We start from the raw sequence: 17,663 nt of genomic DNA, 5'->3' as shown, positions 1-17,663 counted from the left end.
CGCAACGAGGCGACGCGATTAATCTGTGCTTAACCATGATCACGCTGGTGTGGTGCTGCGCTGGCCTCGGAAATGCCTGATTCTCCGAGCTGTGCGGCGAGTTTACTCGCCGCATGCTCCCACAAGGCTTTCGTATTGGCGGGTGATCCAGCCAAGCGCCTGTTCCGGATTCTGCTCTTCGATCTGGCCAGTGAAACGTCCAAACACGGCGGCCGAACGGCTTTCATCCACGATGGTGAATTCCTGACCGGTGATCACCGTGTCGTAAACAAAGAACGCAATGGCAACCAGAAGGATGCCGCGCGCCACACCAAAGAGAAAACCAAGACCCTGATCAATACCGCCGAGGGCCGAACGCTGTATCAAAGATGAAAAAAGCGGGGTGAACAACGACACCACGATCAACGCAACCGCAAAGACAAGGGCAAACGCACCAATGATGCTCAGCTCGCAACTGTCTGCGATAAAGTCGCCCACCACCGGTATTTCACGCACCAGCGGTTCCACGCGCGGGGCAAACAGGAATGCCAAAATGGCAGCAGCGATCCAGCCTGCGATTGCCATGGCTTCACGCATGAAGCCGCGTCCATATGCCAGCAGGGCTGACAGGATGATGACCACGGCGACTGCGCCGTCAATTATGGTGAACCCTTCCATGGTCCTGCCCCTTTATTCTGCTCTTGCAGCGCTTAACCCGCACCAAACACATCACCAACAAACTCGGTCAAATCGCTGAAGCGTTTCAGCGTCATGCCGGGTGCACTTTGGGCTTTTCCGCCTTTGGGTGCGATGGATGACGAAAAACCAAGTTTTTGGGCTTCTTTCAACCTGTTTTCCGTCTGAGGGGCGGGACGAAGCGCACCGGACAGGCTTATTTCGCCAAAAACCACCGTATCTGCGGGTAAAGCACTATCTTCGCGTGCGGATAATAACGCCGCAGCTACAGCCAGATCCGCGGCAGGTTCACTGATCTTCATACCGCCGGCAACATTCAGATAAACATCAAGGCCGGTAAACGGAACACCGCAACGCGCTTCGAGCACGGCCAGGATCATGGCGAGCCGCCCGCCATCCCAGCCGACAACGGTGCGGCGCGCCTGGGAATGGGGCGAGGGGGCGACCAGCGCCTGCATCTCGCACAGGACGGGACGGGTCCCCTCAATCCCGGCAAAAACGACGGATCCGGGCGATGGCTCTCCCCGTTCGGATAGGAACAGGGCGGACGGGTTCGTGACCTCAGCCAGCCCCTTGCCGGTCATTTCGAACACGCCGATCTCGTCGGCTGGACCGAAGCGGTTCTTGACCGCACGCAGGATGCGGAATTGATGGCCGCGCTCGCCTTCGAAATAAAGCACCGTATCGACCATATGTTCGACGACGCGCGGGCCCGCGATTTGACCCTCTTTCGTGACATGGCCAACCAGGATGACGCTGATGCCCTTGCGCTTTGCGAATGTGGTCAGCTCGTGCGCAGCGGCACGGACCTGGCTGACCGAGCCGGGCGCGCTGTCCACGGTGTCGAGCCACATCGTTTGAATGGAATCGATAATGGCAAGGCCCGGGGCCTCGGCCTCAAGCGTGGTCAGAATATTTCGCAGGTTGGTGTCCGCCGCCAGTTGCACCGGCGCGTCCGCCAACCCAAGGCGCTGGGCGCGCATCCGAACCTGTGCACTTGCCTCTTCGCCGCTGACATAGACCGTTTTCAGTCCGGTGCGTGCAAAACGGGCGGCCGCTTGCAACAACAGGGTGGACTTGCCGATGCCGGGATCACCCCCGACCAGTATGGCCGAGGCTGGCACCAGACCGCCGCCCAGAACCCGGTCCAGTTCTGCAACCTTGCTTTGGGTGCGCGGCGGTGGGGTTTCCTGTGTCGCGAGGTCGGTCAGGGTGACTGTACTTCCGCGTTTTGCGCCAAGGCCCTTGCTGCTTGGACCTGCAGACAGGCCCGTGTCTTCGCTGATCGTGTTCCACTCGCCACATCCATCACAGCGGCCCGACCACTTGGAAAAGGACGCGCCGCAGGCCGAACAGGTATAGGTGGTGCCGGATTTTGCCATGCGCCTTGGTCTGCCAGCGGCAGCGGGGCCGGGCAAGCCCTATTCGACGCGCAAGGGAAGTTGGGTGACCTTGGCCGGTTTGGCGGGTTGGTTCAGTTCGGGCAGCAGACGCTCCATCTCGTCCAGCAGCCGTTCAAGATGGGCGCGCGCCACGTTTTCCTCCAGCTCCAGCCGGTTGATCCAGGTCGAGAATTCACCGTGAATGGCCTTGGCTTGCTCCAGTCGGTCGTTAAACTGCTCAATCTCGAACTGACGCTCCTGAAGGAAGGAGCGCGCCCGTGCGACCTTGGTGTCGGAATAGGCTTCGGCCAAGTCGCGGCTGATGTGGGACATCTTGGCGGCCAGTTCCAGCAGCTCGGGTTCGAGCATGCCCAGATCAGGATGATCCCGCAGAAAGGCAAGGCGATCCCGCGTGCTTTCAAACGCGTCACTCAGGTCAAAGGTGCCGCTGCGATCCGCGTGATGTGCAGCGTGATAGGCACGGGTGATGTCATCGACGCCAACACTGAATTGCCGGTGCGAGTTTTCAAGCTGCATGATGCGCATGTTTGTTGGCAGGAAAAAACACAAGGCAACTGCAAGGACAGTCAGCCCGATTTGAGCGATCATTCCAGCTTGGGCAACTGGCGCGCCATTCCAAGTAACCGAAAGGTCAATCCACGGCCAAAAGCCTGCCGCAGCCATCCCAGTTGTGACAATCAATCCAAGTGCGAGCGCAGCAAAAAGAAAAAGCGCGAGCCGTCGCATGGTTGCGGCAAGAACTTGCGCCGCGAAAATCACTTGTTTCATTAGCCTTCCCCCCAGAAGACGCACTAATCCTTGCAGCATATCCATAAGGGTCGGAAAATACAGTCAAAAAGTGGTGAATGTGCGGACTGCAAAACACGGACTGTTTCCGCTTTCGCATCAATCACCGTGGCTGGATACGATTCTTTCAGTTCGAACGCCGACCCAAAGCGATACCAGAATGCACGCGGTAAACAGATACAGACCCCACGCCACTTCGAGCCGCCCAACGCCGACCCCCTTAGCCACCGTGATATAGATCGCGATCAGAAAGATGTCTGCCATTGCCAGTTTCCCCATGATCCGCAGCGTGGGGGCAAGGCGTGGGCTGGCCATGTTCCAATGCAGCAGTGCAAGCCCGATGGTCTTGGCCATCGGTGCCAGCAGTGCAAAGACCGCCACGACAAGCGCAAGGAAGATATCCGTGCTCCAAAGTGATTGAAGACCGGTCAGAACCGAAATCTCTTTCAGTTTGAAAAGTGGCAGCAGCCCGGCCTTGAGCAGTGGCGCAAACCACGAGACCGGGAACAGGACGAGCAGGGACAAATTGATCCAGCGATGCATGGCGGCAGGTGGCCGGGCCACGGGTGGCATGTCAAGCACGGGTGGGAATCAGCGGACGGTTTCGATCGGCCCTTCTGCCCGGCCATGAATGAACTGATCGACGTATGGATCAGTGGCCGCATCGATGTCGGACACGGGACCTGTCCAGCGGATCTTGCCCCCGTGCAGCATCGCCACGTTGTCGGCAATGGTCCGCACGGAGGTCATGTCATGGGTGATCGTCATCGTGGTCGCGCCCATCTCGGTCACGATCTCGCGGATGAGGTCGTTGATGACGCCCGCCATGATCGGATCAAGTCCGGTGGTCGGTTCGTCAAAAAAGATGATCTCGGGTTCTGCCGCAATGGCCCGCGCCAGCCCCACACGTTTCTGCATCCCGCCCGACAGTTCGGCGGGCAGACGATCCGCCACATCCGGCGTCAGTCCCACACGGCGCAGTTTCTCGATGGCAATCTCGTGTGCCTCGGCCTTGGGGCGCGCAAGGCTGCCGCGCAGCAGGCGAAAGGCGACGTTCTGCCAGACGGGCAGGGAGTCAAACAGGGCGGCCCCCTGAAACAGCATCCCGAACCGGGCCAGAAAGGCATCCCGGTCGCCCGTCTTGCTGACGTCTTGCCCATCAACCGTGATCGTGCCCGTCTCGGGTGCGACAAGGCCAAGGATGGTCTTGATCGTGATGGACTTGCCGGTGCCGGACCCGCCGATGATCACCATCGACGTGCCGCGCGCGACATGCAGATCAACACCGCGTAGAACGTGATTGTCGCCAAAGCTTTTGTGGATGTTGTCGAGTGTGATCATCTGGCAGGGCCTTTGACGAACATAAAAGAGGGCGTGTTCTGGGTCATACGGAAAAGAACACCCCCGTGAGCACGAAGTTGGCGGCCAGGATCAGCACGGCAGCGGCCTCGACCGACCCCTTGGTCGCCCGGCCCACACCCTGCGCACCCCGGCCTGAGTTCATGCCGAAGTAGCATCCCATCAAGGCGGCGATGCAGCCGAACACCGCGCCTTTCACAAGGCTGGATGTAATATCCCGCATTTGCAGGAAATCGACCGTGTTCTGGATGTACGCAGCTGCGTTGAACCCAAGGGTGCCCGTGGCAACCGCATAACCACCAAAGATGCCAATCACATCACCAACGGCCACCAACAATGGCACGACCAATGTGGCGGCTAGCACGCGCGGCACCGTCAGGTACTTCATTGGATGGGTCGACAGCGTGACCAAAGCATCAATCTGCTCGGTCACTTTCATCGTCGCAATCTCGGCCGCGATGGAAGAGGTGACGCGTGCGGCGATCATCAGCCCGACAAGCACCGGACCCAATTCGCGCACCATGCCTATGGCAACGATCTGGGGCACCACCGCCTCGGCATTGAAGCGCGCGCCGCCGGCATAGATTTGCAGCGCCAGCGCGCCGCCTGTGAAAATGGCTGTCAGCCCCACAACAGGCAGTGACAACCACCCGATATTCAACAGGGACAGTGCCAACTCGCGTGGATAAAACGGTGGCCACAGCAAGTGCGTGACGGCGGTACCAAAGAACATGGCAACCCGGCCAATCGCGGCCAAAAGGCCCAGCGTGGCCCGTCCAAGTGCTGCGATCCAATTCATCCGACAAGGCTCCGTTGATAGCGCAGGCCAAGCGAGGTCAGGATTTCGTAACCAATCGTACCGGCGGCCTCGGCCACCGTGTCCACGGATTGGTGACGGCCCACAAACTGCAGCTCGGCCGGATCGTGGTTCAATCCGGTGACATCCGCCGTGATCAGGTCCATGGACACGCGGCCGACCACGGGGCAGGGCGTGTCACCGGCAAAGAGCACCGCCTTGGACCCCATCGCCCGGATCAACCCATCTGCATAGCCGCCGGAGACCGTGGCGATGCAACTGTCGCGGGGGGCGATCCAGGTGTTGCCGTATCCTACGCTTTCTCCCTGCATTACATCCCGCACCTGAATGACCGGCAGATCCAGCGTGATCACCGGGGCTGCATCCACAAACGGTAGCCCGCCATAGAGCCCTATGCCGGGACGTGTCATGTCAAAGTGATAATCCGGGCCCATTATCGTGCCGCCAGTGGCAGCAAGAGAGCGGGGAATGTCCAGACCGTCAGTCATCGCACGGAACTCGGACAATTGCCTTGCATTCATCGGGTGATCAGGCTCATCCGCGCAGGCCAGATGCGACATGATCAGCGCAGGACCTTGGGCAATTGCAATGTCGCGTACGGCGGACCATTCGGCGGGCTCCATACCCAGGCGGTTCATCCCGCTGTCCAGTTGAATGCCGAAGGGCGCACCCGGCAACGCCTCGACATGGCGCAGCATCTGGTCAACGGAGTTGAGCAACGGGGTCAACGCGGCTTCGCGGATCGCGTTGGTATCGCTAGCCATGTGGCCGGAAAAGACGTAGATCGCCGGACCCTGACCAATCGCCCCGCGCAGCGTGTTGCCTTCCTCAGCCGTGGCCACGAAAAAGCTGCGCACGCCAGCGCGTACAAGGGCGCGGCCCACGACGGGCGCACCCAGCCCATATCCATTGGCTTTGACCACCGCACCGGTTTCGCACGCGCTGAGTGCATCAAGGGATTGCCAATTGCGCACAAGCGCGCCGAGGTCGATGGATAGGGTCGCAGATGTCATGACCGGCTGTTTGGCAGGACGACGCGCATTGGTGAAGAGGAAAATGCGATATGGGCTTAAGGCAGCGCAAAGATGTCGCGATTGCGTTCCCAGATTTCCTCTCCGATCAGGCAGTTATAGGGTGCTGTGGCCTGGGCACGCCACAGCCGCGCGGGCTGCCCGGCTATTTCAAGCACCAGTTTACGCCGCACCGCATCCTCAAATTCCGCCCAATCCGCAACGGGCACGACAAAGGCACCGGTGCCGCCAATGACACATGCGGTGTAGTACGCATCAAGATCGGGAATATTCCACCGGGACGTAAATCCGTCATCCTGCGTCATCAATGGCAGTCCGTTGATCGTGATGCCTCGCGCCAGAACGGCATCTCGGGCCAGAGTGACCGGACGCCCCATGTTGTTCGGGCCGTCCCCTGACACATCAATAACCCTGCGCAAACCATCAAATGCGTTCCGGTCAATGCTCTCAGCGGCGTGCATCAACGCTCCGGAAATCGAAGTGCGGCGCATCGCATCGTCAAAATGGGCTGTGATCTGACCCGCAATTGCGACTGCATCTTCCGGGGTGGCCAAAACGGTCCAAGGTACAATGATGCGCTGATCATGTGTCCCGGCCCATTCAACATAGGTGATTGCGATCCGACCCAGAAACCCGCTCGTGATGGCGGCCTGCACCTCGGCCGCTTGAAGGGCAGCGGCATAGCCGCGTCGCTGGATTTCAAGCTCATATGGCTGCATGGAGCGGCTGACATCAACGGCGAGGAACAGCTCCACATCTACTTCGATCTGCTCCTGCGCATGCACGACCGAGCCAAAACAAACCAAGAAAACAAGAAGCCAGCGCATGTTGATACTGTGCCGGGCAAGTGTGACTCTGTCCAATCACAACGCGGCCATACAGCTTCTTCTGGCTAAAAATACCTCGGGGACGCCGAAGGCGGGGGCAGAGCCCCTAAAAGCATTGGGGGCGTGCGCAGCGCGCCCTTGTGATCAGAACCCGGCGTCGCCACCGCCACCCTGCTGCCACGGCTGTACCAGATTGCCAAAACGCGTGAAGCGTCCTTCGAAACTCAGGTCTACTGTGCCAATCGGGCCGTGACGCTGCTTGCCAATGATGACTTCCGCGCGACCGTGCAGGCGTTCCATCTCTTCCTGCCATTTTGCCATGGCTTCCAGATCGTGATCGCCCGGTTTCTCACGTTCCTTGTAGTACTCTTCGCGGAACACGAACATGACCACGTCGGCGTCCTGCTCGATCGATCCCGATTCCCGAAGGTCCGACAGCTGCGGGCGCTTGTCCTCCCGGTTTTCGACCTGACGCGAAAGCTGCGACAGCGCGATGACGGGGATGTTCAGCTCTTTGGCGATGGCCTTGAGGCCCATGGATATCTCGCCAATCTCCTGCACACGGTTTTCGGACACACCGCGCACCAGTTGCAGGTAGTCAACAATCAGCACATCCAGCCCGTGCGTCCGCTTCAACCGGCGCGCGCGCGCGGACAGCTGTGCAATCGGGATGGCGGCAGTGTCGTCAATATAGAGCGGGCAGGCTTCGAGTTGTTTGGCCGCGTCCACGAAGCGCCGGAACTCGGCCTCGGTCATGTCACCACGACGAATGTTTTCGGACGGCACTTCGGCTGCCTCGGACAGGATACGTGCGGCGAGCTGCTCGGCGCTCATTTCGAGCGAGTAGAAGCCCACGACACCACCCTCGATGGATCCCTCGGACCCGTCCGGTTTCAGACCCTTCTTGTAGGCCTTGGCGATGTTGAACGCGATATTGGTGGCGAGCGAGGTTTTCCCCATGGACGGACGACCTGCAAGGATCAGCAAATCCGACGGGTGCAGCCCGCCCAACTTCTTGTCCATATCGATCAAGCCGGTAGAGATGCCCGCAAGCCCGCCTTCACACTGATAGGCCGCGTTGGCAACATTAACTGCGTCAGTTACGGCCTTGAGAAAGCTTTGAAACCCACCCTCGGATGTGCCCTGCTCAGCCAGCTTGTAAAGCGCCTGTTCGGCCTCAACGATTTGTTCCTTGGGCTCCGAGGCGACATCGACCTTGGCCGCCTTGGCGCTGATGTCGCGCCCCAGTTGGATTAGGTCTCGACGCACGGCAAGGTCATAGATCATCTGCGCATAGTCGCGCACGGCAAAGGCGCTGATGGCGGCCCCCGCAAGACGGGCAAGGTAGGCTGGACCGCCCAGTTCCTTCAGCCCCTCATCCTCCTCCATGAACGCCTTGAGCGTCACGGGGCTTGCGAGATTGTTCTTGGCGATCCGGGCCGCCGAAATCTCGAAGATGCGTGCGTGCACAGGGTCGTAAAAATGGGACGGGTTGATGATCGCCGCGACACGGTCATAAATGTCGTTGTTGGTCAGGATCGCGCCCAGCAACTGCTGCTCGGCCTCGATCGAGTGGGGCATGGTCTCGGCATCCTGAACCGCTACCCCGGTCGGATTGATTGCTGCAATCTCGTTCATCGCCCCACTCTCTGCTCGTTTTTCTGCTGTCCCCGTAACGCCGGGGGATGTCACAGCACTGTCACAAGGGCCATCGGGAAATATGCGGGGATAAGCCTGTGCATATCGTGACGCCTGGCAACGGGCCCATCAACATATAGTGGAATGCGGCAGGCATGTCACGATATCATGACGGCTGTAGCGGTTCGAATCATCTTATGCACACATGGTCCACACGGACCTATCCACAGAAAACTCGCATTTGCCCCCAAATTCATCCAGATGTGTCAGTGTGCCCGGACACCGCGCGGCGCCGGAGTTGCCGGAATGCCTCAGCTGCGCGCCGCTTGCCAGCCGCGCGGATCGTTAAGGAACTCTTCGACACCGGTCAGGGTCGCTGCATCGAATGCGCCCGAGGCTTTCGCCTCGGCCAGCACGTCCCACCAGGTGCACAGCGAATGCAAGTTCACGCCGTGATCGCCCAGCGTTTTTTCCGTTTCGGGAAAGATACCGTAGTAGAAGATGACAGCAGTATGGGCACAGGTCGCGCCCGTGTCGCGAATAGCATCGACGAAGCTAAGCTTCGATCCGCCATCAGTGGTCAGATCCTCGACCAGCAGGACGCGCTGGCCTTCGGTCATGTCGCCCTCGATCCGGGCGCCTTTTCCGTGGCCCTTGGGCTTCTTGCGCACATAGGTCATGGGCAGCGCCATGCGTTCGGCCACAAAGGCTGCAAATGGAATGCCCGCCGTCTCACCGCCAGCGATGTTGTCAAACGCCTCGAACCCTGCATTGCGCATCACCGTGACGGTCAAGAAATCCATCAGCGTTGTGCGGATACGCGGGTAGGAGATCAGCTTGCGGCAATCGATGTAAGCGGGGCTGGGCAGGCCCGAGGACAGTGTGAATGGCTCTGCGGCGTTGAAATGCACGGCCTTGATTTCCAGCAGCATGCGGGCCGTCAGCCGGGCCATTTCTTCGGATGTGGGATAGCTGGTGGGGATCATGGTGCTTTTCTTTCAGGCTGTGCCGCCGTTGGAAGGTGCGGGAGCCTCCGGCGGGAGTTTACTTGGCAAGATGAAGATCGATCAGGCAACGCGCCACTGCAGATCAAAGCCCGGGTCGAAGACGGTAACGGGGCCGTCATCGGTATCCACATGGGTGGGCAGGTCGGGTGCGGATTTGCTGAGGGTGATGGCGCTGTTGTTGATCGGTAAGCCATAGAATGCGGGCCCATTCTTGGATGTGAAGGCTTCGAGCTTGTCGAGCGCGCCGTCCTCCTCGAATACCTGCGCGAGGATCGGCAGCGTGTTGGGAGCGGTGAAACAGCCGGCACATCCGCAAGGCAGCAGCTTGTTGGCATCCGTATGCGGCGCGCTGTCAGTGCCAAGGAAAAACCGCGCTTCACCGCTTGTCGCAGCCGCGCGGAGGGCAAGCCGATGCTCTTCGCGCTTGGCGACGGGCAGGCAGTAATAATGCGGTTTGATCCCACCGGCCAGGATGTGGTTGCGGTTGATCACCAAGTGATGCGTCGTGATCGTGGCCCCAAGGCTGTCGTCCTGCGCGTGGGCATAATCCACGGCATTGGATGTCGTGATATGCTCCATCACCACCCGCAGGCCGGGCGTGGCACGGCGGATCGGGTCAAGGATACGGTCGATGAACACCGCTTCGCGGTCGAAGATGTCGATGTCGCTATCCGTGACCTCGCCATGCACGCACAGCGGCAGTCCAATCTCGGCCATCCGTTCCAGCACCGGGCGGACGTTGTCAAAGTTGGTCACCCCAGAGGCGGAGTTGGTTGTCGCGCCGGCCGGGTACAATTTGACCGCTTTCACCAGTCCGCTCGCATGAGCTGCTGCAACGTCATCTGCGTCTGTGTCTTCGGTTAGGTACAGCGTCATCAGCGGCTCGAAATCCATGCCATCCGGCAAGGCTGACAGGATCCGGTCGCGGTAGGCTGCGGCCTGCGTGCCGGTCACTACGGGCGGCACAAGGTTCGGCATGATGATGGCGCGGGCAAAGTGTTGTGCGGTCCAGGGCAGCACGGCCTGCATCATTGCGCCGTCACGCAGGTGCAGGTGCCAATCGTCGGGGCGGACAAGAGTGAGTGTGGTCATGCGCCGCCGTTAGCACGGGGGTGGCCGGGGTTTCTAGTCCTCGGTCCCCACAGCGATGTCATTTGCAGTGTTGCGCAGTACCTCGATCTCGGCAAGACGACGCTGGAACCGGGGCGCGCGTTTCATACGCGTCACCACGTTGCGCGTCATCATGTATGTCAGTTCCGTCCGCTCATTGCGGTCCAGCGCGGCCAGAACGCGGCGCAAATAACCGGGGTAGTCGCGCCGCGCGCGATAGACCCTGGCGAATTGCAGGTCGTCCAGTGTGCCCTCGGCCGCCATTTCAAGCAGATCGGGCAGCACATCCATTGCCATCAGATCGCTTTGGATCGTGTCGCCCATATTGCGCAGGCGGTATTGCGTGACGCCCGCGCGGGTGAAGAGGGCCGCGTGCATGGCATCCAGCGTCTCGACCGGGTCATAAAGCACATAGGCTTGGGCACATGCGTCCAGCATGTCCGGGGCGTAGCCATAGCGGGAGGTAAAGTCGGTGCGGCGCATCTCGATAAAGCGATCGTCCCACTCGGTGACGCGCGGGTCGAGTGTCGCCTGCGGCTGGATCACCAGAACCTGCGCGCCGGGGGCTGCAACGGAATACGCAGCGGCCGCATAGCCGCATGGACCGGCCCCATAAAACAGGACGGTCTCGAAATCGTCGAAAAAGCCGTCATCAATCAGGCGATCGAACAGGCCAATCACGTGCCGGTCGCGAAACCACGTGTCGCCGTCCGACGCGATGCACAGGTGCGACCAGTCATTGTCGCGCACCATGGACCATCCCAGCGGTTCGGCCCGTTCCGATAAGGCGCGCATGCCCTGTACCGATTCGAATGTCACAACCAGCGTGTCGCCGCGCCGGATATGTGCCGCAAAGTGCTTGCGCCCAAGCGGCTGAAAAAACCCTTGATCTTCAGCGGTTTGTGCCAAACGTGACAGCCATTCACCCTTGGGCAGATCAGCCAGATCCGGCTCGAACGGAATCTCTTGGTCCTGCATCGCTCTATCCTCACATCCCGCCTTTGAACGCGCGGGTTGAGGACAGGGTACCGCCGCAATGGGGCAAAAATGGGGAAAATTTGAGCGACTATTGCGCCGAGCTGCGCGCCAGATTTGCGTATCGGATCATGAATTGCGCAGCTTTCGGAGGCACGGGACGTGTCGGGGGCGTCATCAGAAGGCGGCCGAAAAGGGCGCGGAACGGCTCCTGCTTCATCAGCGTATCAAATCGGGATTTGCGCCACGCCACCGCGTCGGCGTGCAACGCCCCAAGCGTGCCATCCGCCCTGAGATCGCCCAAATGCGCATCTCGCCGTTCCCGATAGCGGCTGATTGTTCTGTCCTCATCCGTGCAGAAATTCCGTTCCACCCAATAGTCCATGCCCAGAATGTCATCGGAATGAACGGCACGACCACGGTCCGCTTTCAGAACATAGCTCTCCATTGCACCAAGGGGGTAGTGGTTCAACTGAGCCAGCCCGTAATTTGGCTGTCCGTAGTTTGAAAACAGGCGCCGGGTCTTGAACTGTTCAGTCAATTCACGCCCATGACTGTCGAACCACCGCGCGTCTGCGAGCTTGGTTTGATCTGCATCCCTGGGGCGATGCACCCCGGGTTTGCGATATGTGCCGTTGTTTGCGTAAAGCGTCTTGAACATCGACGCGCGCCAGGGCCAGTGCAGGATTTCGGGCGCTGCCATTGGAAAGGTATCAGTGACCGGGTGGTCCGTGTGCCGAACCTGGCCGTTATTGCCGAAAAGGCGCCACGTTAGCGCGATGGCCGTGGCGTCGGGCAGGGCGGCATGAAGGTCGGCCAATGTGCCGTCACCGACATGGATGTTGACGAACTCGTCGATGTCGAGCGGCAGAATCCAGTCCGCCTTCTTGACCTGATCCATCTTTGCCGCCGCCTTGAGTGCGGTGAACTGAATACCACCCTTGTCGTAGGGACCCTCATTGCGGACATGGGTCAGCCAGCCCATTTCGGCCAGCCGATCCAGCATCACATCAGTGCCATCGTCGCAATCGTTTGAAAAAACAAGGATATCATCAAAGCCGACAGCCCGGTGATGGGCAAGCCACTCCAGCAGGAACGCCGCCTCGTTCCGGACCGTCAAAAGCGCAAGATGTGTCACCGGAGCGGCCAGGCCCTGCGGAACGTGACGACTTTCTGGGTCGACAGCTTGGGAAAATAGGCCAAACCCGCCGCCATCATCGCGCCAAAGACGGCATTCACACCCTCGGGTCCGATCCACTGCGGATGCAATTCGATCACGGCGGCGCGCAGTGTGCTCAGGTCCATCTCGGGCAAAAGCTCTGCTTCGCCGCCCTCGACGTCGCACACCAGTACGGTCGGCTTGATCGCCTTGGCCTGCTGACCTGCGTTTACGACATCCACAGTGTCAGTACGCACAATGACGTCACCATTTGCCTCATCCGCAGACGAGGCCAGGACATTGCCCCGCACATAGAAGTCCTTGGTGCCCTTGCGTTTACCGAGCATGGCGTGGTGAACCGTCGCATTCTCGATCTCGTTGGCGGTGTGAACACGGCCGATATAGTCGGCCAGGTCCCGGTTTGCCTCGTACACATGCACATGCGCCGCTGGGCTCTTCTTGGCGATCAGGGCCGAGATGAAGCCAAGGCCGCCGCCCAGTTCCAGCACAACGTCATCGGGCTGGATGACCCGCAGAACCGCGTCGCCTTCCTGTTTCTCGTACAGCCCACGTCGCAGGCTGCTCGCAATGCGTGGTTTCAGCACTTCCATATCGCGCGGAAACAGCAGTCCCCTTGGGGTCGTGATCATATCTTGTTCGATCCGTACTCCGTCCATCTCAACTCTCCATGTCGAGGGCGAGGGCATAGGCCACCCGCTCGGTCTCGGTCAGTTTGACCTTGAGTGCCTGATCATACAGGTCTTGGAACTCCGGATTGGCGTGAAGTTCATCCGCCTTGGTCCGATGCCATGTCAGACCTTTTTCGTGCCACTTGCGCAATTCGGCATCCGCCATCAGTGCTTGGTATTCGGTACGCATGCGGGGCAGGTTGCGCTTGATGGTGATGTCGCGGAAATCGGACCAGTCCATGCGGATCCAATAGTTGATGCCAATGGATCGATCCACGTGCAGTGCGCGGCCCCGTTGGCGCTTGATCAGGAAGCTTTCAGCGCTGCGCAAGGCATAATGATTGAGCTGAAGCAGGTCGTAGCCAATTGACTTTTTCGAACTTCTCCAGCCGTTCTCGGCGGCCTCTTTGGTCATATCCTTGCCGGATCCATTCACCCAATGCACTTTCTTGGCAAATTTGGGGTCCAGCTTGTTGGGCCGGTGACAGCTGATCTTTTCATAGGCGCCAATGTTCTTGAACATCGTCTTGAAGCCCCAGACCGTGTGCGGTTTCGGGCAGTATTTCGGGGCGCAGCGATCAAATTGGTCTATGACGAAGTCATCTTTCAGATGGGTCACGCCGTTGTGGCCAAACAGTCGCCAGGTCATTGCGACATTGGTGGCATCGGGCACGGCGTCAAAGAAATCCTGCAAAGTGCCGTTACCTGTCCGCACGTTCATGAACTCATCCACGTCGATATGGATGATCCAGTCGGCGTTCTTGATCAACGGTTCCTTGAGCGACTGGTTCAGGGCGTATTGCTGGGGTGAGTTGCCCTTCCAGTTGTCATTATTGCGGTGCTGAAGCACGCCCATCTCTTGCAGACGGTCAAGGATTTCGCTTGTCCCGTCCTCGCAGCCATTGGTGTAGATCAGGAAGTTATCGACCCCCATGGCACGGTGATACGCGACCCATTCAACGATATAGGGCGCCTCGTTCTTCATGCAGCCGACAATGACATTGCCACTCGACCCCTTGGGCAGCTTGCGCGTTTCAATAGGCGCATACGCGGCGGCCACCTCTTCCTCGTTCACCGCGCCCAACTTGTTATGCGGGGCAAAGGAAGAGGTGCGCAGTTTTTCAAAGTTCTGAACAGCCAACGGCGGCATCAACTTGCGGGCGGTATCGGTCAAGCCATCAGATGGTTCCGCAGAGGCAGCAGGCGCGTGCGCTGCACTGCTATTCAGGCGTGCCAGGTCAGCCGCCTTGGTTTTGCGCTCTTCCTGGGTGGCCTTGTCGATGCGCCACATGAACCCCAGCAGATATTGTGATGCGCGGAACCCGCGTGTCGGGTCCGCCTCCGCCCATGTCTTCTTGGCCTTTGGGGCCTTGAACAGCATGCTCGGCAGGTCGTGCGACTTGGCAATGCCCTTGTTCTGCTCGGCAAATGTCTTGGAAATCTTTGACAGGGACGCGGGATCAATCGGATCGCCACCCACCTTGATCTCGGTCACGAAGGATCGCCAGAGCTGCCGGGGCAGAATGCGCTTTTCGCTGGCCAGAACCTGGAGGATCAAGTCATTCAGCTGACGCCCGCGCGCCAACCATGCCGCCGACGGCTCGATCGGCACGTCCGCCTTGGTCGCCTTGCCGATCTTCGATTTGATCTGAAAGGCTGCGCGGATTTCGTCCGTGACAGTCTCGGCGGCAAAGGCTTCGGCGTCATAGGCGCGAAATGTGAGTGCCCCGTCGCCGAACACCGCATTCCAGTGCCGTTCGAGCGCGGCATAGTCCAGCCAGCACGGTGGCGCTTGGTTTTCGATGAACACACCGGCCTGCGGATTGATCCGGTGGGCGGCCGCCAACGCATCCGCCCACCACATTTTGCTGCTCGAGAGGTCCAGCTCCTGTGTCAGTGATGTACCGCGCCCCTCCATGATTTGCTCGCCGTAGCGGCGGGCAAGCAGTTGGGCAGGCTCATCAATATGCGCGACGATGCGGATATCGTTGGACAGGGGCGTCAGTAACGCTTTCAACCGCTCGAGTTCCGATTTCGACACAAGGCTAACGCCAAGTTGCGAAGCGGACAGAATCAGGTGGTCGGGCGAAAACTGTGCGACTTCTTTGGCCAGATCGGACGCCACAGTATCATGCAGGACCTTCTGCTTGTCGTCGGTGATATAGCCGCGGTTGTACCGCAGAGGGTCAATATGCGCGGCTTCCGTTACGGCCATGAAAAGCCGCGTGTGGTTCTTGTTGCCCAAAGCACGTGAATACAGCACGCCTTTTGTGATCAACTGATCACGCTTGGCCGCCAACACATTTTGCAGACGGTCTGCGCCCACCTGTTCCAGACCGATATGCAGGTGGATTTGCATTACGCAACCTCGTTCAACTTGTTCACATTGGTCTTGCCCCACCAGTTCACCGGTATCTCAAGAAACCCGCTGATCAGATCCTTGGCGTCGGGGTCGGCCACGTCATATTCCAGAAAATCGTCATCGTCGCGGAAGATCGCGCGCAGGTGCGCGTAATGTGCTTCGATCCATTGCATCCGTTCGATGCTGGTTTCGCCAAACCCCTCGGGCAGGCCGGGGATGTTGTTGGAGGGCAAGCGCGAGGTGCCCAGATCGGACCAGGCCAGCATGGATTGGGACATGTGGAACGGGTCGCGGTTGGAGGCAAGGAACTTGACGCCAGGATTGTGTTTGCGGATGGCGGTGATCAGGCCAAAGTCCATTTGCGGCCAAAGTGACCGGCCTTCGCGCAGCACGCTCATTTCAGAGATCGCATTGAAGTCATCGAAATAGAAGCCGGGATCGCCCGTCTCGAAATAGCCGCGATAGAGCAGGTCGGCGATAAATGCGTTGTGCAATTGTGTGTTCTGGGTCTGGCGCGGACGGACCCGATGATCCGCGACATGCAGCCCAGCCCTGCGCAAGGCGCGGGCCAGCGTCGTGGTGCCGGTCTTGGGCAGGCCAAGGTTTACAACGCGCAGTGTCATTCGGCAGGCTCCATCAGCCCCAGCTCGATCAGCATCGTTTCTTCCTGCGGGGGCAGGGCCCGTGCGGCGCGCAGCTGTGCCTGCATCGCCTGGTAGTCGGGCCTGGCCAGCAACGTGTCCCGCTTGGCCATGTGCAGCGCCACGCATTCCTCATGCAAGGCTTTGATCTCTTTGTCTTTCTTTAACTCCGCCAGTGCTTTTCTGAGATCCGGAACGTAACGCTGAATGCTCTTGTCTTCCCAGGCCGGGTCATTCCGCTCGCGCCAATAGGTGTCGTCAAATGCCCGGTTTTCACGGTTCACATCGCCGCGGTCATTCTTGACCAGGTAACTGTCCAGGCTGCGCAAGGCGTAGTGATTGAGCGTCGCAAAGTCGCGCGCGCCATGGGCCGGAAAACGTCGGATGCGGCGCGGATTGGCTGCCACCAGGAACTTGTGCTGCACCTTGCGTCCTGATCCATCCGTCCAGACGGGCTTCGCCTTGCCCTTCTGAAAGGGGCGGTGCGCGCCGTAATACTGCAGCGGAAAGTCGTGGCGCACCAGCGACTTGACCTCAATGGCAGTCTCCCCACACCACAGGTCGGGATTGTGCGAGCGGTGGAACTGTTCGATCACCGGCTTGTCGACAAAGCTGCTCACGCCATCATTGGCAAAGAACTGGAAGGTCACGGAAATGGCCCGCGGATCACCACAGGCATCGATCAGGGCAGGGATCGTATGATCGCCCACATGGATGTTCAGAAACTCGTCCACATCTGCGACCCACACCCAGTCAGCCTCGGTCACGACATCCTGACGGCGCGCAGCCTTCAGCGCTTCCATCTGGTAATTGCGCCCTTCGGCTGGGTTGGGCAGATGCATGCACAAACCGCGTGCAGCCAGCGCATCCAACAGCCGGTCGGTGCCGTCGGTGCAGTCGTTGGAATAGAACAGATGATCTGTCACGCCGATCAGGCGATTGAAGGCGATCCACTCCAACAGAAACGGGCCTTCGTTTTTCACGCAGGTCACTGCCGTAATGCGCATCAAACGCCAGCCTTTCGTGATCGGGTCATTGCCCACCGCCTCTGCATCGGGTCCCGGTGACTTATGCCGCGAACCTCATTCTTAACTCGTTAACACCATGCCATTTCCCGCGAATCCCGTCAACGGACAGGACTTTAGGAGGCCTTGACGACAGGGCCTAGCGATGCAGGTTGGACG

Annotated in this window: 17 protein-coding genes; all 17 read right to left on the bottom strand. The window is 59.6% G+C overall.

Features of this window, described 5'->3' with window-relative positions; genetic code table 11:
• Window positions 1-102 precede the first annotated feature (102 nt).
• A complete protein-coding gene (locus Q1A75_RS00990) occupies window positions 103-657 on the bottom strand; it encodes a CvpA family protein (protein WP_299591740.1) in 555 nt (184 codons plus the stop codon).
• A 32-nt stretch (window positions 658-689) separates the two neighbouring features.
• The gene (radA, locus tag Q1A75_RS00985) at window positions 690-2,057 is read right to left on the bottom strand and encodes a DNA repair protein RadA (protein ID WP_299591741.1); all 1,368 of its coding nucleotides are present in this window, start codon (window positions 2,055-2,057) and stop codon (window positions 690-692) included.
• Between the two features lie 39 nt (window positions 2,058-2,096).
• A complete protein-coding gene (locus tag Q1A75_RS00980) occupies window positions 2,097-2,846 on the bottom strand; it encodes a DNA repair protein (RefSeq protein ID WP_299591743.1) in 750 nt (249 codons plus the stop codon).
• A gap of 117 nt (window positions 2,847-2,963) precedes the next feature.
• The gene (locus tag Q1A75_RS00975; protein ID WP_299638570.1) at window positions 2,964-3,407 is read right to left on the bottom strand and encodes a paraquat-inducible protein A; all 444 of its coding nucleotides are present in this window, start codon (window positions 3,405-3,407) and stop codon (window positions 2,964-2,966) included.
• Between the two features lie 48 nt (window positions 3,408-3,455).
• Window positions 3,456-4,205, bottom strand: coding sequence for an ATP-binding cassette domain-containing protein (locus Q1A75_RS00970; RefSeq protein ID WP_299591747.1), 750 nt, complete (start codon window positions 4,203-4,205; stop codon window positions 3,456-3,458).
• A 43-nt stretch (window positions 4,206-4,248) separates the two neighbouring features.
• Complete coding sequence (locus Q1A75_RS00965; RefSeq protein WP_299591749.1) at window positions 4,249-5,022, bottom strand: ABC transporter permease; 774 nt, start codon at window positions 5,020-5,022, stop codon at window positions 4,249-4,251.
• On the bottom strand, window positions 5,019-6,053 hold the full coding sequence (alr, locus tag Q1A75_RS00960) for an alanine racemase (RefSeq protein ID WP_299591750.1): 1,035 nt from the start codon (window positions 6,051-6,053) through the stop codon (window positions 5,019-5,021). Before alr ends, Q1A75_RS00965 begins: the two co-directional genes overlap by 4 nt.
• A 56-nt stretch (window positions 6,054-6,109) precedes the next feature.
• The gene (locus Q1A75_RS00955) at window positions 6,110-6,898 is read right to left on the bottom strand and encodes a DUF1194 domain-containing protein (protein ID WP_299591752.1); all 789 of its coding nucleotides are present in this window, start codon (window positions 6,896-6,898) and stop codon (window positions 6,110-6,112) included.
• Between the two features lie 144 nt (window positions 6,899-7,042).
• Window positions 7,043-8,536, bottom strand: coding sequence for a replicative DNA helicase (locus Q1A75_RS00950; RefSeq protein WP_299591754.1), 1,494 nt, complete (start codon window positions 8,534-8,536; stop codon window positions 7,043-7,045).
• A 311-nt stretch (window positions 8,537-8,847) separates the two neighbouring features.
• Entirely contained in the window at window positions 8,848-9,522 is a 675-nt protein-coding gene (locus Q1A75_RS00945) for an orotate phosphoribosyltransferase (protein ID WP_299591756.1), read from the bottom strand.
• Window positions 9,523-9,603: 81 nt separating this feature from the next.
• Window positions 9,604-10,635, bottom strand: a complete 1,032-nt coding sequence (gene pyrC, locus Q1A75_RS00940) for a dihydroorotase (RefSeq protein ID WP_299591758.1) — start codon at window positions 10,633-10,635, stop codon at window positions 9,604-9,606.
• A 33-nt stretch (window positions 10,636-10,668) separates the two neighbouring features.
• Window positions 10,669-11,631: a phosphoadenosine phosphosulfate reductase gene (locus Q1A75_RS00935; RefSeq protein WP_299591760.1), complete on the bottom strand. Its 963-nt coding sequence runs from the start codon at window positions 11,629-11,631 to the stop codon at window positions 10,669-10,671.
• An 88-nt stretch (window positions 11,632-11,719) separates the two neighbouring features.
• The gene (locus Q1A75_RS00930) at window positions 11,720-12,766 is read right to left on the bottom strand and encodes a glycosyltransferase family 2 protein (protein ID WP_299591762.1); all 1,047 of its coding nucleotides are present in this window, start codon (window positions 12,764-12,766) and stop codon (window positions 11,720-11,722) included.
• Entirely contained in the window at window positions 12,763-13,464 is a 702-nt protein-coding gene (locus Q1A75_RS00925; protein ID WP_299591764.1) for an FkbM family methyltransferase, read from the bottom strand. The genes Q1A75_RS00930 and Q1A75_RS00925 overlap by 4 nt, the downstream gene beginning before the upstream one ends.
• Window position 13,465: 1 nt before the next feature.
• Window positions 13,466-15,835 (bottom strand): glycosyltransferase family 2 protein, encoded by a 2,370-nt coding sequence (locus Q1A75_RS00920; RefSeq protein WP_299591766.1) that lies wholly within the window; start codon window positions 15,833-15,835, stop codon window positions 13,466-13,468.
• Window positions 15,835-16,461: a hypothetical protein gene (locus Q1A75_RS00915; protein WP_299591768.1), complete on the bottom strand. Its 627-nt coding sequence runs from the start codon at window positions 16,459-16,461 to the stop codon at window positions 15,835-15,837. The genes Q1A75_RS00920 and Q1A75_RS00915 overlap by 1 nt, the downstream gene beginning before the upstream one ends.
• On the bottom strand, window positions 16,458-17,486 hold the full coding sequence (locus Q1A75_RS00910; RefSeq protein ID WP_299591770.1) for a glycosyltransferase family 2 protein: 1,029 nt from the start codon (window positions 17,484-17,486) through the stop codon (window positions 16,458-16,460). Before Q1A75_RS00910 ends, Q1A75_RS00915 begins: the two co-directional genes overlap by 4 nt.
• Window positions 17,487-17,663 lie beyond the last annotated feature (177 nt).

Origin of the sequence: uncultured Tateyamaria sp., assembly GCF_947504105.1 — a bacterium.
Classification (GTDB): Bacteria; Pseudomonadota; Alphaproteobacteria; order Rhodobacterales; family Rhodobacteraceae; genus Tateyamaria.
This window is presented reverse-complemented; position numbering and strand designations above follow the sequence as displayed.